The organism is Burkholderia sp. KBS0801, from assembly GCF_005937855.2.
GTDB lineage: Bacteria > Pseudomonadota > Gammaproteobacteria > Burkholderiales > Burkholderiaceae > Burkholderia > Burkholderia ambifaria.
In genome coordinates, this window is the sequence record NZ_CP042177.1 from 1130502 (window position 1) to 1151544 (window position 21043).

The following is a 21043-nucleotide window of genomic DNA, read 5'->3' on the forward strand; positions in this document are numbered from 1 at the left end:
TCCCGCGTCGTGTGAAGGCGGGCCGGGCGGCGTTCCCGCCGCCGCCCGTCGCGCCTAGGCGGCCTGGCTACCCAGGTCGCCCATCCGGTTCGATCAGCCTCCCTTCGTCACGATCGTCTTCCACGCGCCGTTCTTCACCTGATACAGCGTCGACATCCCGCTCTTCAGCGAACCGTCGTTCGCGAACGAGATCCGGCCGGTGATGCCCTCGAAGTCGATCTTCTTCAGCGCCGGACGGTAGACCTTCGGATCGGTCGAGTTGGCTGCCTGCATCGCCTTGATCGCGGCCCAGGTCGCGTCGTAGCCGAACTGCGCGTACGACAGCACGTCGACGCCGAAGCGCTTCTTGAACCGCTGCTCGAAATCCTTGCCCTGCGGCAGCTCGTCGAGCGGACGCCCGTATTCCCACGCCATCGCGCCTTCCGCGGCCGGGCCGGCGATCTTGATGAACTCGTTGTCCTTCACGCCGCCGCCGCCGACGAACTTCGCGTTCAGCCCGAGCTGGCGCATCTGCTTGACGAAGTTCGCGGCGAGCGAATCGAGACCGCCGAAGAAGATCAGGTCGGGGTTCTTGCCCTTCAGGCTCGTGATCTGCGCACGGAAATCGACCGCCTGGTTGCTGGTGAACTCGCGGCCGATGATGTTGCCGCCGGCCGCCTTCACGGCCTTCTCGAACTCGTCCGCCTCGCCCTGGCCGAACGCGGTGCGATCGTCGATGATCGCGATGCGCTTCGCCTTGGTCACGTCGACCGCATACTTGCCCGCGTTGCCGGCGTTCTGGCCGTCGGTCGCGATCACCATGAACATGTTCGCGAGCCCGCGCGACGTGAGCGTCGGGTTGGTCGCGGCCGGATCGATCACCGGGATGCCGGCCTTGTCGTAGACGACCGACGCCGGGATCGTCGTCCCGGAGTTGAAGTGGCCGACCACCACCGACACGTTCTGGTCGATCAGCGCCTGCGCGGCCTGCACGCCGATGCGCGGGTCGGCCTGGTCGTCCTGCACGACGAGGTTGAAGTGCGCGGGTTTGCCGGCGATCTGTATCTTCTGCGCGGCGGCGTCGTCGAGCGCGAGCTGCACGCCGTTCTGGAGATCCTTGCCGTAGCCGGCGTTCACGCCGGTGAGCGGCGCGGCGAAGCCGACCTTCACGTCGGTCGCGTCGGCGGCCCGGGCGGCTTGTTGCGAGAGGAGGGCAAAGGCGGATACGACCGACACCGACAGCAGGGAATGACGGAATTTCATGTTCGTTCCTCTTGTTCTACACCAGCGGGTGGATACCGCACGCAGCCGGCGGGCCGGACGCGTGCGACGGGTGGGCGGTTCGACCGCTTCTCGGAATCGGGCGGGGAGGTCGGCATGTTGATGATTCCCGGAAGAATCTCCCGTCAGGCTCGGCGAGGAGCCCCGATCGTCTCGATATATAGGTCGCCGATATGCACGGGTCTTGGCAATTTGCCGCGCATTCGATGCGGATTTGCGCACAGCTTCCGCGCGTGCGCGGGCGGCCGGTATCGGGAGTTTCCCGTCACGAGCGGACGGGAGGCAGGATGGGCGGCGCGGCCCCGGCGGGGCCGCGCCGCGTTCGACGTCGTCAGTCGGACAGGGCGTCCGATGCGGCTTCGGCGTCGTCGTGCGACGCGTTCGTGCGGATGGCCGGGTCGCTCGTGCTCGGGCGGCCGGTCTCGACGTGGCCAGCGAAGCGGCGCAGGAAGCCGAGCGGACGGCCGTCGCTGACGGTCAGGTCGTACCAGCCGTGACTGCCGCGCAGATCCCAGTAGTCGTCGACGTGCGCGCCCGGCGCGAGGTCGAACGTGCGCGCGCGGCCGTGGCCGTATGCGTTCGTCACCTTGAGCTGCACGGCCTTGTGGCCGCGGTTCATCAGGCGCAGCGTGATGTTGCCGTTCGCGACGTCGTAGCCGTAGATCACCTCGGGGTTCACGCTCGCGCTGCCGACGCCGGTCGCGAACGGGCCGCGGAAATGGCAGTAGAAGCCGTTCGGGCCGTACACGTCGAGGTCGTACAGGCCGAGCGATGCCGCGGCGCTCCACGTGTCGGCGACCCGCTTGCCGGCTTCGACCGTGTACGCCCACGGGCCGTCGACGCGGTTGCGCGACTGCACCTGGAATGCCGCGCCCGCGCGGCCGGTGTTCGCGAAGGTCAGCCGGAACAGGCCGTTCGTGGCTTCGACGCGGCCGTGCACGAACAGCTCGTACGGCAGCGCGCGCGCCGGACGCAGCCCGGCCTCCTGTTTCGGCAGCTTCTGCAGCACCGGCGGCACCGGGATGTAGTCGGGGTGGCGCACGCGGTCGGGCGGCGCATAGCCGCTCGTGTCGGGCAGCGTCGGCCATGCGGTGTCGGCGGTCGCGAATTCGAACGCCGACGTCAGGTCGCCGCACACCGCACGGCGCCACGGCGACACGTTGGCGGCCGTCACCGGATACTGCGCGCCGAAGCGCGCTTCGATGAATTGCAGCAGCGACGTGTGATCGAAGGTCTGCGAGCAGACCCAGCCGCCCTTGGTCCACGGCGACACGACCAGCATCGGCACGCGCGGCCCGAGCCCGTACGGGCCGGCCATGTGCGACGCGTCGCCGGCGAACACCTCGTTGGTCGTCGCGACCGTCGACAGCCCGTTGTCGCGCGACTGCGGCGCGAACGGCGGCGGCACGTGGTCGAAGAAGCCGTCGTTCTCGTCGTAGGTGATGAAGAGGGCGGTCTTGCTCCACACGTCCGGGTTCGACACGAGCACCTTCAGCACCTGCTCGATGTACCACGCGCCGTAGTTGGCCGGCCAGTTCGGGTGTTCCGAGTACGCTTCCGGCGCGCAGATCCACGACACCTGCGGCAGCGTGCCGTTCTTCACGTCCTGCTGCAGCACGTCGAACAGCGTACCGCCGGCGCTGATGTTGGTGCCGGTGCGCGCCTTGTCGTACAGCGGCGTGCCGGGCAGCGCGCTGCGGTACTGGTTGAAGTAGAGCAGCGCGTTGTCGCCGTAGTTGCCGATGTACGGGTTCTGCGTCCAGCCCCACGAGCCGTTCGCGTCGAGCCCGGTGCCGACGTCCTGGTAGATCTTCCACGACACGCCGGCCTGCTCGAGCACTTCCGGATAGGTCGTCCAGCCGTAGCCCTTTTCCTCGTTGCCGAGCACCGGGCCGCCGCCCGTGCCGTCGTTGCCGACGTAGCCCGTCCACATGTAGTAGCGGTTCGGGTCGGTCGAACTCGGGATCGCGCAGTGATACGCGTCGCAGATCGTGAATGCGTCGGCGAGCTGGTAGTGGAACGGGATGTCGTCGCGCTTCAGGTACGCCATCGTCGTGGTGCCCTTGTTCGGGACCCACTGGTCGTAGCGGCCCTTGTTCCACGCGGCGTGCATGTCCTGCCAGCCGTGCGGCAGGTCCTGCAGGAACTGCAGGCCGAGCTTGTCCGCGCCCGGGTGAAACGGCAGCAGCTCGGCCGGGCCGACCGGCTGATGGAACACCGACTTGCCGTTCGCGAGGCGCAGCGGGCGGGGATCGTCGAAGCCGCGCACGCCGCGCATCGTGCCGAAGTAGTGGTCGAACGAACGGTTCTCCTGCATCAGGATCACGATGTGTTCGATATCGCGGATGGTGCCGGTACGGCGGTTCGCCGGAATCGCAAGCGCATCGCGGATCACGGGCGGAAACAGGTTCAGCGCGGCGGCGCCGGCAGTGCCGGCGGCGACGCGCAGGAAGTCACGACGGTTCGATCGGGTCATGGTCGTTATCGTGGGTCAAGGAGGGGAGCCGATTGGCGGGACATGCGGGAAAAATTCGGCGCGTCCGGGCGCAGGATGCGGCTGCGCCCGTCGTGCCGTCGCGAGCATAGCGAGAAATCGGTGTCATTCATGTGAAGTCCGGAAACGTTTGCACGCACGGACCGCACAGAACCCGACCGGCATGGCGCCGGCGAGCGAACTGCGGGGGAGAGGCGAGGGCGGCAGCGCGCGCGGCACGCCGGAGAAGCGGGGGACACCGGGGATGCCGGGGGATTCGACGAGATTCGCAGGATTCGCGGCCGATGCGGGCGCATCACGCGTCGGTCACCCACGCGCCGAACCATTCGCTCGGGCGCGCGATTTCGTCCTGCGCGGCGACGAGTTCGAGCTCGTAGCGGCGCGCGTCGTAGGTCGCCTTCACGACCGCGTGCACGGCCGCGAGCGTGTGCTCGAACGCGGCGCGCACCGAGTCGCCGCGCAGCCGGCGCGCGACGAAAATGGCGCTGGTGAGATCGCCGACGCCGACCGGATGGCGCGGAAACGCATACAGCGGGCGCTGGCCGATCCACGCTTCGGTTTCGGTGACGGCGAGCATGTTGAAGCGGTCGGCCGGGCTGTTGCGATCGTGCAGGTGCTTGACGAGGACGATCTTCGGGCCGCGGCGGATCAGCGCGCGGCACGCGTCGACGGCTTCGGCGACGGTCTCGATGCGCCGCCCGGCGAGCTTCTGCAGCTCGGTGTGGTTCGGCGACATGCCGTCCGCGAGCGCCGGCATCTCCTGGACGATGAATTCCTCGACGCCGGGCTCGGGCCGTACGCCGCCCGTCTGGCCCATCGCCGGATCGCAGAAGTACCACGCGTTCGGGTTCATCGCCTTCACCGTGCGCACGATCTCGACCGTCGCGCGCGCCTGCGGCGGCGAGCCGACGAAGCCGGACAGCACCGCGTCGCAGCGCTTGAGCGCGCCGATCGCGGCGACGCCGTCGACGAGCTGCTCCATCTTCGCGGCGTCGATCGCGCTGCCGGCCCAGTGGCCGTACTGCATGTGATTCGACAGCTGGACGGTGTTGAGCGGCCAGACGTTGACGCCGAGGCGCTGCATCGGAAACACGGCCGCGCTGTTGCCGGCGTGTCCGTAGATCACGTGCGACTGAATGCTGAGGACGTTTTTCATGAGTGTTCGCCTGCAGGCGTTTCAGGGTCACGACACACGATACCCGAGTTCGTCGCGCGCGCGGAAGTCGCACGGCCATCGAGTGTTGCGCGCCGCCGTCAGCCCGACCGCGTAGAATCGCGGGGCGCGAAGCCGCCCGGTTGCGCGCGTGCAATTCCCCTTACCGTGATCGCCATGCTCTCGATTTGCAAGATGTTGTCCCTCGCGCGCGCCGCCGTGCTCGGCGCCGGCGTTGCCGCGGCATGCGCGACCTCGGCCGCGGCCGCCGCGCCGGCGCCGGCCGGCAACGACGGGCCCGCGTACGGCCCCCGCCTGGAAGGCTTCGCCTATCCGGAGCCGGTGCATCGCTACGCGTTCGTGTCGCAGCGCGAAACCCTCGAGATGATGTACATGGACGTGCAGCCGGCGCACCCGAACGGCCGCACGGTCGTGCTACTGCATGGGAAGAACTTCTGCGCGGCGACCTGGGAGGACACGATCGGCGTGCTGAGCCGCGCCGGCTATCGTGTGGTCGCGCCGGACCAGATCGGCTTCTGCAAGTCGTCGAAGCCCGAACGCTACCAGTACAGCTTCCAGCAGCTCGCGCGCAACACGCATGCGCTGCTCGAGTCGATCGGCGTGAAATCGGCGACGATCGTCGGCCATTCGACGGGCGGGATGCTCGCGATGCGCTATGCGCTGATGTATCCGAAGGCGACCGACCAGCTCGTGCTGGTGAACCCGATCGGCCTCGAGGACTGGAAGGCGCTCGGCGTGCCGCCGCTGCCGGTCGACTACTGGTATGCGCGCGAACAGAAGACGAATGCCGACGGCATCCGCCGCTACGAGCAGGCGACCTACTACGCAGGCAAGTGGTCGCCCGCCTACGAGCGCTGGGTGCAGATGCTCGCCGGCATGTATCGCGGCCCGGGCCGCGACGCGGTCGCGTGGAACTCGGCGCTGATCTACGACATGATCCTCACCCAGCCGGTGGTCTACGAACTCGGTGCGATCCGCGTGCCGACGCTGCTGCTGATCGGCGACAAGGACACGACCGCGATCGGCAAGGAGGTGGCGCCGCCCGACGTGCACGCGAAGCTCGGCCATTACCCGGAACTCGCGAAGCGTACGCAGGCGGCGATCCCCGGCGCGCAGCTCGTCGAATTCCCGTCGCTCGGCCACGCGCCGCAGATCCAGGATCCGGACGCGTTCCACAAGGCGCTGCTCGACGGGCTGGACGCGGTGCACCCGTAGTGACGTGACGGCGGGTGCCCGCGCCCGCCCGGTCAGCGGGTTTCGTTCGCCAGTTCGTCGCGGATCTGCGCCGCCAGCTCGAACGAGCGCACCCGCGCGGCGTGATCGTAGATCTGCGCGGTGATGATCACCTCGTCCGCACCCGTCTGTGCAATCCGGTCGCGGAGCTTATCGCGCACCGTGTCGCGCGAGCCGACGGCCGCGAACGACAGCGCGTGCGCGACGTTCGCGAGTTCGAATTCACTCGCCTCGAGCGCGTCGACGGGCGGCGGCAGCTTGCCCGGCGTGCCGCGGCGCAGGTTGATGAACTGCTGCTGCAGCGACGTGAAGAGGCGCCGCGCCTCGTCGTCGGTATCGGCCGCGAACACGTTGATGCCGACCATCGCATGCGGCTTCGGCCACGCGGCCGACGGCCGGTACTGCGCGCGATAGAGTTCGAGCGCGCGCATCAGGTAGTCCGGCGCGAAGTGCGACGCGAACGCGAATGGCAGCCCGAGCATCGCGGCGAGCTGCGCGCTGAACAGACTCGAACCCAGCAGCCACACGGGCACGTCCAGCCCCGCACCGGGCACCGCGCGCACGCGCTGGCCGGGCGCCGGTTCCGCGAAGTAGCGCTGCAGCTCGGCGACGTCGTCCGGAAACGAGTCGGCGCTGCCGATCAGGTCGCGGCGCAGCGCGCGCGACGTGGTCTGGTCGGTGCCCGGCGCACGGCCGAGCCCGAGATCGATGCGCCCCGGATACAGCGACGCGAGCGTGCCGAACTGTTCGGCGATCACGAGGGGCGCATGATTTGGCAGCATGATCCCGCCCGAGCCGACGCGGATCGTCTTCGTCGCGCCCGCGACATGACCGATCACGACGGCCGTCGCCGCGCTCGCGATACCGGGCATGTTGTGATGTTCGGCGAGCCAGTAGCGCCGGTAACCGAGGCGCTCCGCGTGCTGCGCGAGATCGACGGTGTTGCGGAAAGCCTGCGCGGCGTCCGCGCCGGCGGGAATGGGGGCGAGATCGAGTACGGAAAACGGAATCATCGGTGGCCTTCTAAAGGGAGGGGCGCGGTGATGCGCATGCGCAACAGATGTCGACGATTTTGCCAAAGGGTTCCGGAACGCGCTGGCGACGCACGGATACCCATGCGCCTTTCAGGGGTGCAAGGTTGCATAGGACGGGAGGTCGTCATCGTTGCATAAATCAATTCAATCCCCAAATAATGACCAAACTTTACGGGGATTGAGCATGTCTTCGCATCGACGTACAAATTTCCACGAAACGTCTGATTTTCAACACTGCAATACGCCTGCAAAGTGCTTACGCTAGCGTGAACGCAGTGGCACCAGAATGGTTTGCCGGCCGCACAGCTTTGCCGAAATCGCACAAGTCCGTTTCGCGTGCCGTCACGCGCGGGCCGGCTTGCACTGCTAAAATCCGGCGCCTGTCCATGTTGTGCCGATGTTCGCCATTCGAATCTTCCCCGCATCCCGTCCGGGCATTGCGCGGAAATGTGCTACGCGAAGCCGGTGCCGGTCGCATTCGGGGAATGGGCCGAGCCTCGCCATTACAGACGCTGCTGGAACAAGGAGTCGGGTCGTGCCCGCGTTCGTTGCTGTCGGAATACCCAATCGCGTTCAATCAGATTCAATCGATCGGCAGGGCGCCCGCGTCGCCGGGGAGGCTCGCGCATGACGCCGATCGTCACGCTGCTCGACTGGCTCCTGCTCGTGTTCACGCTGGCCGCAGCCGGCTACGCGCTCGCCGCGGCCTTCGCGCCGCGCCCGCGCACGCCGCGCACCGCGGCGCGCGACGGCTTCGCGCCCGTCAGCGTGCTCAAGCCGCTGTGCGGCGCGGAGCCGCACCTGTACGAGAACCTCGCGACGTTCTGCGAGCAGCGCCATCCGCGCCATGAAGTGCTGTTTGGCGTCGCGTCGGCGGCCGATCCGGCCGTCGCCGTCGTCGAGCGCTTGCGCGCCGACTATCCGGAGTGCGACATCACGCTCGTGATCGACGCGCGCGTGCACGGCAAGAACCTGAAGGTCAGCAACCTGATCAATCTGGCCGAACGCGCGAAGTACGGCCGCATCGTGATCGCGGACAGCGACATCGCGGTGAAGCCGGACTATCTGGAACGCGTGACGGCGCCGCTCGCCGACGCGTCCGTCGGGGTCGTCACGTGTCTGTATCATGCGCGCAGCGTCGGCGGGTTCTGGACGCGGATCGGCGCGCAGTTCGTCGATGCGTGGTTCGCGCCGTCCGTGCGGATCGCGCACCTCGGCCGCTCGAGCCGCTTCGGCTTCGGCGCGACGCTCGCGCTGACGCGCGACACGCTCGACCGGATCGGCGGCTTGCTCGCGCTGAAGGACGAGCTGGCCGACGATTTCTGGCTCGCCGAGCTGCCGCGCCGCCTCGGGCGACGCACCGTGCTGTCCGAGGTCGAGGTCGCGACCGACGTGATCGAGCCGTCGTTCGGGCCGCTCTGGCACCGCGAGACGCGCTGGCTGCGCACGATCCGTTCGCTGAACCCGGCCGGTTTCACGTTCCTGTTCATCACGTTTACCGCGCCGTGGCTCGCGATCGGCGCGGCGCTCGCGCTGCGTCTCGATGGCACCTTCGCCGGCACGCTGGCGGGCGGCGCGGCCGTCGTGGGCACGTTCGGGCGGCTGGTGCTGCATGCGCGCGGCGCGGACGGCTGGCGCGCGTTCTGGCGCGATCTGCCGCTCGTCGCGGTGCGCGACACGCTGCTCACGCTCGAATGGCTTGCGGCCGCGTTCGGCACGCACGTCGTGTGGCGCGGCGCGCGGATGACGGTCGTCGGCGGCGAGCGCGCGACGGCGGCGGTGGAAGGCGGGGACGGCCGTTAAGGCACGTTGCCCGAGGGAGCGGCCGTGCGCGCGTTCCCGATCGAATTCGGCCGGACGGCCGGGACGCGTCGCGCGGCCACGCCGCGCGACGCGACATGACAGAGCGGCGGGCGCCGGCACGGCGGCCCGCGGGTTATTGACTGAATCGTTGAAACGAATCGAACTATGCAGGCTACCGGAGCAATCATGAAAACGCTGTTCTTGCAGGCCCCTTCGTATGACGGCTTCGACGGCGGAGCCGGCTCGCGCTATCAGGCGAAGCGCGAAATCCGTTCCTTCTGGTACCCGACGTGGCTCGCGCAGCCGGCCGCGCTCGTGCCGGGCAGCCGCGTCGTCGACGCACCGGCCGACGGGCTGTCGGTCGACGAGACGTTGAAAATCGCCAACGACTACGACCTCGTGATCATCCACACGAGCACGCCGTCGTTCCCGACCGACGCGATGTTCGCGCAGGACCTGAAGAAGATGAAGCCGTCGATGCTGGTCGGCATGGTGGGCGCGAAGGTGATGGTCGATCCGCACAACTCGCTCACGGCGAGCGACGCAATCGACTTCGTGTGCCGCGAGGAATTCGACTTCACCTGCAAGGAAATCGCCGAAGGCCGGCCGTTCTCGCAGATCAAGGGCTTGAGCTGGCGCGCGAAGGACGGCTCGATCGAGCACAACGAAGCGCGTCCGATCCTCGAGAACATGGACGAGCTGCCGTTCGTCGCGCCCGTCTACAAGCGCGACCTGAAGATCGACAACTACTTCATCGGCTACCTCAACTATCCGTACGTATCGATCTACACGGGCCGCGGCTGCAAGTCGCGCTGCACGTTCTGCCTGTGGCCGCAGACGGTCAGCGGCCATCGCTACCGCACGCGCTCGGTCGAGAACGTGCTCGCGGAAGCAAAGTGGATCCGCGACAACATGCCGGAAGTGAAGGAACTGATGTTCGACGACGACACCTTCACCGACGACCTGCCGCGCGCCGAAGCCATCGCCATCGGTCTGGGCAAGCTCGGCATGACGTGGTCGTGCAACGCGAAGGCGAACGTGCCGTACAAGACGCTGAAGGTCATGAAGGAGAACGGCCTGCGCCTGCTGCTGGTCGGCTTCGAATCCGGCGACGACCAGATCCTCGTGAACATCAAGAAGGGCGTGCGCACCGATTTCGCGCGCCGCTTCAGCGCGGACTGCAAGAAGCTCGGCATCAAGATCCACGGCACCTTCATCCTCGGCCTGCCCGGCGAGACGCAGGAAACCATCAAGAAGACGATCGAGTACGCGAAGGAAATCAATCCGCACACGATCCAGGTGTCGCTCGCCGCGCCGTATCCGGGCACGACGCTGTACAAGCAGGCCGTCGAGAACGGCTGGATGGAAGAGAACAAGACCATCAACCTGGTGAGCAAGGAAGGCGTGCAGCTCGCGGCGATCGGCTATGCGCACCTGTCGCGCGACGAGATCTATCACCAGCTCGAGCAGTTCTATCGCCAGTTCTATTTCCGTCCGTCGAAGATCTGGGAGATCGTCCGCGAGATGCTGACGAGCTGGGACATGATGAAGCGCCGTCTGCGCGAAGGCGTCGAGTTCTTCCGCTTCCTGCGCGCGCACGAGGCCTGATTCGTGACGACGCAGCGGGCGGTGCGGGCGCTGATCTTCACCGCGGACGACTTCGGGCTGCATCCGCGCGTCAACGCGGCGGTCGAGCGCGCGCATCGCGACGGCGTGCTGAACGCCGCGAGCCTGATGGTCGGTGCGCCCGCGGCGCAGGATGCGATCGAACGCGCGCGGCGGCTGCCGTCGCTCGCGGTCGGCCTGCATCTCGTCCTCGCGGACGGGCCGGCCATGCTGCCCGCGCATGAGATTCCCGCACTCGTCGGCCCCGACGGGCGATTCGGCGACGCGATGGCCAAGGACGGCTGCAGATTCTTCTTCCTGCCGCACGTGCGTGCGCAACTGCGCCGCGAGATCCGCGCGCAGTTCGACGCGTTCGCGGCGAGCGGCCTGCCGCTCGATCACGTGAACGCGCACAAGCATTTCCACCTGCATCCGACCGTGCTGTCGCTGATCATCGAGATCGGCCGCGACTACGGACTGCGCGCGGTGCGGCTGCCGTATGAAACGAGCGCGCCCGCGCTGCTCAAGCCGTGGATCGCGCTCGTGCGAGCCCGGCTCGATCGCGCGGGGCTCGCGCACAACGACTACGTGGTCGGGATCGAGCATACGGGCGCGATGGACGAGGGCGTGCTGCTCGACACGCTCGCCGCGCTGCCGCCCGGTGTCGGCGAGATCTACTGTCATCCGGCCGAGGCCGGCGACGGCCCGATCACGCCGACGATGGCCGATTACCGCCCGGTCGACGAACTCGACGCGCTGCTGTCGCCGCGCGTCGCGTCCGCGCTGAAGGCGGCCGGTGTCGCGACCGGCGGGTTTGCGGACGTGTTCGGCCAGCTTGCGGGGCGCAGCGGCACGCGCGCGTCGCGCGTAGCGGGGGCACGCTCGTCATGACCCGGTGGATCAAATGGCTCGGCTGGCCGGTCGGCATCGGAATCCTGCTCGCGCTGGGGCTGCACGAAGGCATCGGCGACGTGTCGCGGATGCTCGAGCGCGCCGGCTTCGCGCTGCTATGGCTCGTGCCGTTCCACGCGCTGCCGCTGCTGCTCGACGCGTATGCGTGGCACCAGCTGCTCGACCGGCGCGCGTCGCTGCCGTTTTTGTGGTGGATCGCGACCGTGCGCGAAGCCGTGAACCGGCTGCTGCCCGTGGTCGGGATCGGCGGCGAGCTGGTCGGGATCCGGATCGCGCGCTGGCAGGTGCCCGACGCGAGCCGCGTGACTGCGTCGGTGATCGTCGAGGTGCTGGTGACGATCGTCGTCCAGTATGCGTTCGCGGCGCTCGGCCTCGTGCTGCTGCTCGCGACCACGCACGACATGGGCGGCGGCACGATCGGCCTTGCGCTGCTGCTGACGCTGCCGTTGCCGGTGCTCGGCGTCGTGCTGATGCGGCGCGGCGGCATCTTCCACGCGATCGAGCGGTTCGCGGGGCATCTGCTCGGCGATTCGCACCGGTTGCTGCAGGGCGTCGACGGCCGCCGGCTCGATGCCGACATCGACGCGCTGATGTCGCGCACGGCGCTGTTGTTCAGTGCGTTCTTCTGGCAGCTGGCCGGCTACGTGCTCGGCGCGCTCGAAATCTACTGGGCGCTCGCGCTGCTCGGGCATCCGGTCTCGATCGGCGGCGCGATCGCGATCGAGGCGATGACGCAGGCCGTGCGGCATGCGGCGTTCATGGTGCCGGGCGGCCTGGGCGTGCAGGAGGCGACCGTCGTGCTGCTCGCGCAGATGTTCGGCGTCGATCGCGAGACGGCGCTGTCGCTCGCGCTGGTCAAGCGCGGCCGCGAGGTGCTGTTCGGCTGTCTGGCGCTCGGTTCGTGGCAGCTTGCCGAACTCGTGCGCACGCGCCGCCACATCCGTGCGGTGCCGGCCGGGTCGGATGATGCACGGCCCGCGCGCCGCGCGGCCGACGCGCACACCGAAACGACGCATTGAACGCGAGACGGGCCGCGCGAGCCGTCTCGCGCTTTTGGCGTTGCGCGGGTATCCTTGGCGCGTGTTTTCTCGACGCGCAATTCTTCCGATGATTTTTCGTTTCCGGCTGCTCCCCGTCACGATGCTGGCCGCCGCGCTGGCGCTCACCGGCTGCGACGACAAGCAAGGCAATCTCGACGTGCAACGCATCAGGGACTTTTTCACCGCAATCAAGCCGGCGCCGCTGCTGCTCAAGGGGCTCAAGGTTGGCGTATCGACCGAGGCCGACGTGCGCGGCACGATGGGCAAGCCCGACACCGAGCGCACCTTCACTGACGGCTCGAAGCGTCTCGAATATCCGCGCGGCCCGATGGGCAATCAGACCTGGTTCGTCGATCTCGACGCGAGCGGCCACTACGCGGGCGCGACGCAGGTGCTGACCGCCGAGAACTTCGCGAAGGTGCGCCCCGGCATGGACGAGGACGAGGTGCGGCGCCTGCTCGGCAAGCCGGGCGACATCGCGCAATATCCGCTGAAGCCCGAGACGGTGTGGAGCTGGCGCTGGCTCGAGGATGGCGTGAACACCGACGCGTTCTTCAACGTCCATTTCGGCCCGGACGGGCTCGTCTATACGACTTCGCGCTCCGATATCCTGAAGGGGCGCTGAACCTGCGTCCCGGCGCTGGCGCTATATCGAAAAAGCGACCGGAAAATTGCAAAAAGCCCGCTTCCCTGCGTGTCATTCGACTGTCAGGAAGCGGGTTTTTTCCTTTTGAAACAGGGGCGTAGGCCGGCCCTGCAAATGATCGAGGGAATTGTTGCAATGCAACAGTCTCGCGCACGGTGATTTGAGGCAATCATTTTCGCTTGCGACTATCCGCGTCAGCCCGGCGCGACAGAGGTTTGCGTGCCGGTGTTCATTCAACACTGGAGACGCGCGTGTTCCTTTACGGCTTTGGTCCCGTCCTCTGGGCCGGCACCGTGCAGACCATCGAGCTGTCGGTGCTGTCGCTCGCTGCCGCGGTGGCGCTGGGACTGATCGGCGCGGTGGCGAAGCTGTCGCACAACCGGGTGCTGCGAGCGATCGCGACCGGTTATACGACACTGATCCGCTCGGTACCCGATCTCGTCCTGATGCTGCTGTTGTTCTACAGCATTCAGATCTGGCTGAACCAGTTCACCGACCTCGTCGGCTGGGAGCAGATCGATATCGATCCGTTCGTCGCCGGCGTGCTGACGCTCGGCTTCATCTACGGTGCGTACTTCACCGAGACGTTTCGCGGCGCGTTCCTGTCGGTGCCGCGCGGCCAGCTCGAGGCCGGCGCGGCGTACGGGATGAGCGGGATGCGCGTGTTCGTGCGGATCATGTTTCCGCAGATGATGCGCTTCGCGCTGCCGGGCATCGGCAACAACTGGCAGGTGCTCGTGAAGGCGACCGCGCTGGTGTCGATCATCGGCCTCGCGGATGTCGTGAAGGCCGCGCAGGACGCCGGCAAGAGCACGTTCAACATGTTCTTCTTCATCCTCATCGCGGCGCTGATCTACCTCGCGATCACGACCGTCTCCAACCTCGTGCTGATCCAGCTCGAGAAGCGTTATTCCATGGGCGTGCGCCACGCAGAACTATGATCGAGATCCTCCAGGAATTCGGCCGGGCGTTCCTTTACTGGGACGGCCAGCGCCTCTCCGGCCTTGCGGTGACGCTGTGGTTGCTCGTCGCGTCGATTTCGCTCGGCTTCGTATGCGCGGTGCCGCTTGCGGTCGCGCGCGTGTCGAAGAACAAGTGGCTGTCGATGCCGGTGCGGTTCTACACGTACGTGTTCCGCGGCACGCCGCTCTACGTGCAGCTGCTGCTGATGTACACGGGCATGTACAGCCTCGAGTTCGTGCGTTCGCACTCGCTGCTCGACGCGTTCTTCAGGAGCGGCTTCAACTGCGCGATTCTCGCGTTCGCGCTGAACACCTGCGCGTACACGACCGAGATCTTCGCGGGCGCGATTCGTGCGATTCCGCACGGCGAGGTCGAGGCGGCGCGTGCGTACGGGATGACGCCGTTCACGATGTACCGTCGGGTGATCCTGCCGTCGGCGCTGCGCCGCGCGCTGCCGCTGTACAGCAACGAGGTGATCCTGATGCTGCACGCGACCACCGTGGCGTTCACGGCGACCGTGCCCGACATCCTGAAGGTCGCGCGCGACGCCAATTCCGCGACCTACATGGCGTTCCAGTCGTTCGGGATCGCCGCGCTGATCTATCTTGCGGTATCGTTCGCACTCGTCGCGGCATTTCGCCGGGCGGAGCGCCACTGGCTCGCGTATCTCGCGGCCGGCCGTCATTGATTTCACTTCGAGGAGAGCCAGTTGGCCGAGATCACTCAAACGAGCGCGTCCGCTTCCACCAAGCTTGCCGCGGTCGACATTCACAAGCGCTACGGCGATAACGAGGTGCTCAAGGGCGTGTCGCTGAACGCGAAGGCCGGCGACGTCATCAGCATCATCGGCGCGAGCGGTTCGGGCAAGAGCACATTCCTGCGCTGCATCAATTTTCTCGAGCGGCCGAATGCGGGGCAGATCGTCGTCGACGGCGAGACCGTGCGCACGAAGCCCGACCGCGCGGGCGCGCTCGAGGTCGCCGATCACAAGCAGTTGCAGCGCATCCGCACGAAGCTCGCGATGGTGTTCCAGCACTTCAATCTGTGGGCGCACATGAACGTGCTCGAGAACGTGATGGAAGCGCCGGTGCACGTGCTCGGCATTTCGAAGCGGGAAGCCGAGGAGCGAGCGCGCGCGTACCTGGAGAAGGTCGGGCTGGCGCCGCGTGTCGAGAAGCAGTATCCGTCGCATCTGTCGGGTGGCCAGCAGCAGCGTGTCGCGATCGCGCGTGCGCTTGCGATGCATCCGGACGTGATGCTGTTCGACGAGCCGACGTCGGCGCTCGATCCGGAGCTCGTCGGTGAAGTGCTGAAGGTGATGCAGAAGCTGGCCGAGGAAGGCCGCACGATGATCGTCGTCACGCACGAGATGGGTTTTGCGCGCAACGTGTCGAACCACGTGATGTTCCTGCATCAGGGGCGGACCGAGGAAGAGGGCGATCCGAAGGAGGTGCTGGTGCGTCCGCAGAGCGAGCGTCTGAAGCAGTTCCTGTCGGGCAGCCTCAAGTAACGCGACGGGCGGGTTTTCATACGTGGTACCGGTGACTCGTCCCGCAGGCGCCACCCGCACGACGCAGGTGGCGATCGTTGCACTGCCGCCCGTGTCGATGTCGGGTGTGGGGCCGATCGTCGATGCGTTGAATCTCGCGAACGAGATCGACGGGCGCTTGCTGTATCGCTGGCAGGTGTGTTCGTGGGACGGGCGGCCCGTGCCGCTCGCCGGCGGCGCGCAGTGGCATGCCGATGCGGCGTTCAACGATGCGGTCGCGTGCGACTGGCTGATCGTCGTGTCGGAGCGGTTTCAGCAGTTCGCCGACTACCGGTTGTTTCTCGCGAGTCTCGCGCGCATTGGGCAGCGTACGCCGGTCGTCACGGGGATTCACCACGGCGTGTGGTGGCTCGCGATGGCCGGGCAGCTTTCCGGGTATCGCGTGAGCGTGAACTGGGAGACGTATCAGCAGTTCGCCGAGCAGTTCGAGCGGTCGATCGTCACGCAGCAGATCTTCGAGATCGATCGCGATCGGGCGACCTGTGCCGGTGGGCAGGCTACTGTCGATTTCATGCTGGCGATGATCGGCCGCGAACATGGGGCGGATCTCGCGGAGCGGATTGCCGATGCGCTCGGCGCCGGCACGCTGCGCAGCGGCGAGGAGCGGCAGCGGATTCCTTTCGTTACCGCGCCGGGCGAGCGGCATCCTCGGCTCAACGATGCGTTGCTTTTGATGGAGGCCAATGTCGAGGATCCGCTTACTACCGATGAGATCGCCGGGCTTGTCGGCGTTTCGCGGCGGCAACTCGAGCGGCTCTTTCGGCAGTATCTCGGGGCCATGCCCTCCAAGTATTACCTCAATCTTCGACTGCTCAAGGCGCGCACTCAACTGCAGCGGACCAGCAAGTCGGTGGTGCAAGTCAGTCTCGCCTGTGGGTTCTCTTCTGCGGCGCATTTTTCTAATGCCTATCGGGAGCGGTTTGGGGTTACGCCTCGGGAAGATCGGCGGGCATGGCTCGAGAAGCAGACTGGGGGCGGGAGTGAGCCTCGGGGGGGCGCTCTTGTCGAGCGGGGGAAGGATTGAGGTTCGGGTTTTTTGGTGGTGCGCGTAGGTTTTCGTGAAGCACCTGCAATCGTGTCGGTCCATTAGCGTCGCCCCTGCGCGGGGCGGCGGTTACTTTTCTTTGTCTTGCCAAAGAAAAGTAACCAAAAGAAAGGCGCTCAGATAACGCATGACTTCCCGGTGCCATAGCCAGCAGAGTGGCCCTCGCCTAAGTGTCGGCGCCAGTTGGGAACCCGGAGTGGTTCGAGCAAGCGGTCTGACACCTCTCACCACCCCGCAGAGTGGTATACCGCCCGCTAGCTCCGTCCTCGCTTCGCTCGGCCGATAGGTCCACTTCCTCCTTCTCAGCGCAATCGGGATTGGTTCACGCAATCGTCGCGCAGACCACATGCATGCAATTAATGAAATCCCCGTTGCTCCAGGGCGGACATGGATTGATTGGGGGACCTGATTAGTGGGGCGGGTGCGGAATGCGCAGGCGTGTAAATTGCGGTGAAATACCTTGCAGCCGAGCGAAGCGAGGATGGAGCTAGCGGGCGGTATACCGCTCCGCGGGGTGATGGTGGGTGTCAGAACTATTGCTCGAACCACTCCGGGTTCTTTACTGGCGCGGACACTTAGGCGAGTGCCACTCTGGTGGCCATGGCACCGGGAAGTCATGCGTTATCTGAGCGCCTTTCTTTTGGTTACTTTTCTTTGGCAAGACAAAGAAAAGTAACCGCCGCCCCGCGCAGGGGCGACGCTAATAGACCGACACGATTGCAGGTGCTTCACGAAAACGCGGGCGGACCACCAAACACAGATGCACCGAACGAAGGCACCCCCACCGTAGAAGAGTCAAAATAAAGCGAGCTATCCGCTTCCGATAGAACCCGTCGCAAATCCGCAAGACGCTTGCGTCACCCTTACCTAAACTTGATCCTGTTGAACCCTCTTACGAAACCGAAAGGAACGACCATGACGACCTCGACCGTGACCCGCCAGACATTCGACGAAGTGATGGTGCCGGTATTCTCCCCTGCGCCGTTCGTGCCGGACCGTGCAGAGGGCTCCCGCGTGTGGGACACGGCCGGCCGCGAATACGTGGATTTCGCGTGCGGCATTGCAGTGACGTCGCTGGGTCACGGCCACCCGGAACTGCTGAAGGTCCTCGACGAACAAGGCCGCAAGCTCTGGCACATCGGCAACGGCTACACGAACGAACCGGTGCTGCGCCTCGCGAAACGCCTCGAATCGCTGACCTTCGCCGACCGCGCATTCTTCGCGAACTCGGGCGCGGAAGCGAACGAAGCCGCACTGAAGCTCGCGCGTCGCGTCGCCTTCGACCGCCACGGCGCCGACAAGTACGAAATCGTGTCGTTCGTCCAGTCGTTCCACGGCCGCACGTTTTTCACGGTCAGCGTCGGCGGCCAGCCGAAATACTCGGAAGGCTTCGGCCCGGTGCCGGCCGGCATCAAGCACCTGCCGTTCAACGACATCGAAGCCGCCAAGGCCGCGATCGGCCCGCAAACCTGCGCGGTGATCGTCGAGCCGGTGCAGGGCGAAGGCGGCGTGATCCCGGCCGATCCGGCCTTCCTGAAGGCACTGCGCGAAGCGTGCGACGCGCACGACGCAGTGCTGATCTTCGACGAAGTGCAAACGGGCGTCGGCCGCACGGGCCAGTTCTACGCATACATGGACACGGGCGTCACGCCGGACATCCTCACGACCGCGAAAGCGCTCGGCAACGGCTTCCCGATCGGCGCGATGCTGACGACGAACGAACTGGCCGCGCACTTCAAGGTCGGCGTGCACGGCACGACGTACGGCGGCAACCCGCTCGCATCGGCAATCGCGGACAAGGTCGTCGAACTGATCGGCGACCCGGCCTTGCTCGAAGGCGTGCGCGAACGCAGCGTGCGACTGAAGGGCGCGCTCGAACGCATCAACGCACGCTTCGGCATCTTCAAGGACATCCGCGGCAAGGGCCTGCTGGTCGGCGCGGAACTGACCGCCGCCTTCGACGGCCGCGCGAAGGACTTCGTCACCGCCGCCGCCGAGAACGGCCTGATCATGCTGATCGCAGGCCCGAACGTGCTGCGTTTCGTGCCGTCGCTCGTGATTCCGTTCGACCTGCTCGACGAAGGCATGAAGCGCTTCGAGAAGGCAGTCGAACAGGTGCTCGCGCCCCAGGAAGCCACCGCGCGCTGATCGGCGCACCCATCGCAGACAGGAACGACGATGCTATTTGTTCGCCCCGGCAAACTCACGGATCTGGATGCGCTCGCGCACATGGCGCGCACCGCGCAGCCGGTCCTGCACTCGCTGCCGCATGACCGCGCGGCGCTCGAAGCGCGCGTGGCGCTCTCCGAGGATTCGTTTCGCGCGGACGTCGACTTCGCCGGCGAAGAGTTCTACCTCTTCGTGCTGGAAGACTCGTCGACGGGCAAGCTGCTCGGCACGGCGAGCATCGTGGCCGCGGCCGGCTACTCGGAACCGTTCTACGCGTTCCGCAACGACGCCCTGATCCACGCGTCGCGCGAGCTGCACGTGAACCGCAAGATCCACGCGCTCACGATGTCGCACGAGCTGACCGGCAAGAGCCGGCTGGCGGGCTTCTACGTCGATCCGTCGCTGCGCGGCGACGCGGCCGCGCACCTGATCTCGCGTGCGCGGATGATGTACATCGCCGCGAACCGCCGCCGCTTCACGCCGGAAGTATTCACGCTGCTGCTCGGCGTGAGCGACAACACCGGAGCATCGCCGTTCTGGGAAGCAGTGGGCCGCAAGTTCTTCGGGCGCGACTTCACCGACGTCGACATCGCGTCGGGCGGCCGCAGCCGCACGTTCATCGCGGAAGTGATGCCGGCCTATCCACTCTACGTGCCGCTGCTGCCGGAAGCCGCGCAGCGCGTGCTCGGCGAGCCGAACGAAACGGCGCTGCTCGCGTACGACATCCATCTCGAGGAAGGCTTCGAGCCGGACCGCTTCGTCGACATTTTCGACGCGGGCCCCGTGCTGACCGCGCAGGTCGACCGCACCGCATGCGTGAAGCACGCGGCGGAGCGCACCGTGCGCGAAGCCGCGCGGCAGCAGGGCGACGCCGCGTACATGGTGTCGACGGGCAGCGGCGAATCGTTCCGCTGCGTGCTGGCCGACCTGCCGGACGACGATGCGCACCGCGACGTGGCGCCGCTGTCGGGCGACGTGCGCGCGGCGCTCGATGTGAAGGATGGCGATGTCGTGCGCTGCGTGCCGCTGCACCGCCGCGACGATGAAGAAACGAAGGGAGGCGCAGCATGATCGTCGTTCGGGTCGTACAAACGGGCGACGTCGACGCGCTCGTGTCGCTCGCGCAGGAAACCGGGCCGGGCCTGACCACGTTCAAGCCCGATCGCGACGCGCTCGCCGCGCGCATCGAACGCTCGCGCCGCACGCTCGAGGGCAACGCCGCGCCGGGCGAAGCCGGCTACTTCTTCGTGATGGAAGAGTCGAAGACGGGCGACATCGCGGGCGTGTGCGGGATCGAGACGCAGGTCGGCCTCGAACAGCCGTTCTACAACTATCGCGTGAGCACGGTCGTGCACGCGAGCCAGGAGCTCGGCGTGTGGACGCGGATGTCCGCGCTCAACATCTCGCACGACCTGACGGGCTACGCGGAAGTGTGCTCGCTGTTCCTGAGCCCGCGCTATCGCACGGGCGGTGTCGGCGGCCTGCTGTCGCGCTCGCGCTTCATGTTCATCGCGCAGTTCCGCGACCGTTTCCCGGAACGCATCTGCGCGGAACTGCGCGGCCACTTCGACGAAGACGGCACGTCGCCGTTCTGGCGCGCGGTCGGTTCGCACTTCTACCAGATCGATTTCAACGCGGCGGACTACCTGAGCTCGCACGGCCGCAAGTCGTTCCTCGCGGAACTGATGCCGCGCTATCCGGTGTACGTCGACCTGCTGCCGCAGGACGCGCAGGACGCGGTCGGCCTCACGCACCGCGACACGCTGCCGGCGCGCAAGATGCTCGAGGCGGAAGGGCTGCGCTACCAGAACCACGTCGACATCTTCGACGCGGGCCCCGTGCTCGAATGCCACATCAACGACCTGCGCACGGTGCGCGAGAGCGTGGTCGTGCCGGTCACGATCGGCGAGCCGGGCACCGGTGACGCGCAGGGCGACCGTTCGCCGAAGTCGCTCGTGTCGAACACGTCGCTGAACGATTTCCGCGTCGGCGTCGCGCCTGGCGTGGTCGCGAACGGAGCGTTCGTGCTGTCGGCCGACGATGCCGCCGCGCTCGACGTGAAGGCCGGCGATCCGGTGCGCGTGCTGCCGCTCAAAGTCAAACAGGGATAAACGAA

17 protein-coding genes are annotated in these 21043 nt (G+C 66.7%); 13 read left to right on the plus strand and 4 right to left on the minus strand.

The genetic code is table 11. The annotated features are described in order from the left end of the window. Positions 1–93 precede the first annotated feature (93 nt). The 3 genes from FFI87_RS05615 to pdxY form a co-directional block, all read right to left on the minus strand. Positions 94–1242 (minus strand): branched-chain amino acid ABC transporter substrate-binding protein, encoded by a 1149-nt coding sequence (locus FFI87_RS05615; protein WP_138848035.1) that lies wholly within the window; start codon positions 1240–1242, stop codon positions 94–96. Between the two features lie 349 nt (positions 1243–1591). Continuing rightward, positions 1592–3736, minus strand: a complete 2145-nt coding sequence (locus FFI87_RS05620; RefSeq protein ID WP_138848034.1) for a phosphocholine-specific phospholipase C — start codon at positions 3734–3736, stop codon at positions 1592–1594. A 313-nt stretch (positions 3737–4049) separates the two neighbouring features. Continuing rightward, entirely contained in the window at positions 4050–4910 is an 861-nt protein-coding gene (gene pdxY / locus FFI87_RS05625) for a pyridoxal kinase PdxY (RefSeq protein ID WP_006755531.1), read from the minus strand. A 174-nt stretch (positions 4911–5084) separates the two neighbouring features. Between pdxY and FFI87_RS05630 the strand changes: the two genes are divergently transcribed. Then, a complete protein-coding gene (locus tag FFI87_RS05630; protein ID WP_138848033.1) occupies positions 5085–6143 on the plus strand; it encodes an alpha/beta fold hydrolase in 1059 nt (352 codons plus the stop codon). A 32-nt stretch (positions 6144–6175) separates the two neighbouring features. Here FFI87_RS05630 and FFI87_RS05635 read toward each other — a convergent pair whose 3' ends face one another. Beyond that, complete coding sequence (locus FFI87_RS05635) at positions 6176–7174, minus strand: LLM class flavin-dependent oxidoreductase (RefSeq protein ID WP_012363437.1); 999 nt, start codon at positions 7172–7174, stop codon at positions 6176–6178. A 648-nt stretch (positions 7175–7822) separates the two neighbouring features. Between FFI87_RS05635 and hpnI the strand changes: the two genes are divergently transcribed. The 12 genes from hpnI to astA all read left to right on the plus strand — a co-directional run bounded on the left by hpnI (position 7823) and on the right by astA (position 21038). Beyond that, on the plus strand, positions 7823–8998 hold the full coding sequence (gene hpnI / locus FFI87_RS05640; RefSeq protein WP_138848032.1) for a bacteriohopanetetrol glucosamine biosynthesis glycosyltransferase HpnI: 1176 nt from the start codon (positions 7823–7825) through the stop codon (positions 8996–8998). 186 nt (positions 8999–9184) lie between these two features. Beyond that, the gene (gene hpnJ, locus FFI87_RS05645) at positions 9185–10606 is read left to right on the plus strand and encodes a hopanoid biosynthesis associated radical SAM protein HpnJ (protein ID WP_012363439.1); all 1422 of its coding nucleotides are present in this window, start codon (positions 9185–9187) and stop codon (positions 10604–10606) included. A gap of 3 nt (positions 10607–10609) precedes the next feature. Then, positions 10610–11494 (plus strand): hopanoid biosynthesis-associated protein HpnK, encoded by an 885-nt coding sequence (gene hpnK / locus FFI87_RS05650; RefSeq protein ID WP_138848031.1) that lies wholly within the window; start codon positions 10610–10612, stop codon positions 11492–11494. After that, positions 11491–12534: a lysylphosphatidylglycerol synthase domain-containing protein gene (locus tag FFI87_RS05655; protein WP_138848030.1), complete on the plus strand. Its 1044-nt coding sequence runs from the start codon at positions 11491–11493 to the stop codon at positions 12532–12534. The genes hpnK and FFI87_RS05655 overlap by 4 nt, the downstream gene beginning before the upstream one ends. 88 nt (positions 12535–12622) lie before the next feature. Beyond that, positions 12623–13180, plus strand: coding sequence for a hypothetical protein (locus tag FFI87_RS05660; protein ID WP_138848029.1), 558 nt, complete (start codon positions 12623–12625; stop codon positions 13178–13180). A gap of 272 nt (positions 13181–13452) precedes the next feature. Beyond that, positions 13453–14142, plus strand: a complete 690-nt coding sequence (locus tag FFI87_RS05665) for an ABC transporter permease (protein ID WP_006755250.1) — start codon at positions 13453–13455, stop codon at positions 14140–14142. Then, on the plus strand, positions 14139–14852 hold the full coding sequence (locus FFI87_RS05670; protein ID WP_011656392.1) for an ABC transporter permease: 714 nt from the start codon (positions 14139–14141) through the stop codon (positions 14850–14852). Before FFI87_RS05665 ends, FFI87_RS05670 begins: the two co-directional genes overlap by 4 nt. Positions 14853–14873: 21 nt before the next feature. Continuing rightward, entirely contained in the window at positions 14874–15674 is an 801-nt protein-coding gene (locus tag FFI87_RS05675) for an ABC transporter ATP-binding protein (RefSeq protein ID WP_011656393.1), read from the plus strand. 22 nt (positions 15675–15696) lie between these two features. Next, complete coding sequence (locus FFI87_RS05680) at positions 15697–16737, plus strand: GlxA family transcriptional regulator (RefSeq protein ID WP_041489778.1); 1041 nt, start codon at positions 15697–15699, stop codon at positions 16735–16737. 936 nt (positions 16738–17673) lie between these two features. Further along, complete coding sequence (locus FFI87_RS05695) at positions 17674–18906, plus strand: aspartate aminotransferase family protein (protein ID WP_012363444.1); 1233 nt, start codon at positions 17674–17676, stop codon at positions 18904–18906. Positions 18907–18936: 30 nt separating this feature from the next. After that, on the plus strand, positions 18937–19998 hold the full coding sequence (gene aruF, locus FFI87_RS05700; RefSeq protein ID WP_138848028.1) for an arginine/ornithine succinyltransferase subunit alpha: 1062 nt from the start codon (positions 18937–18939) through the stop codon (positions 19996–19998). After that, the gene (gene astA / locus FFI87_RS05705; protein WP_012363446.1) at positions 19995–21038 is read left to right on the plus strand and encodes an arginine N-succinyltransferase; all 1044 of its coding nucleotides are present in this window, start codon (positions 19995–19997) and stop codon (positions 21036–21038) included. The genes aruF and astA overlap by 4 nt, the downstream gene beginning before the upstream one ends. Positions 21039–21043 lie beyond the last annotated feature (5 nt).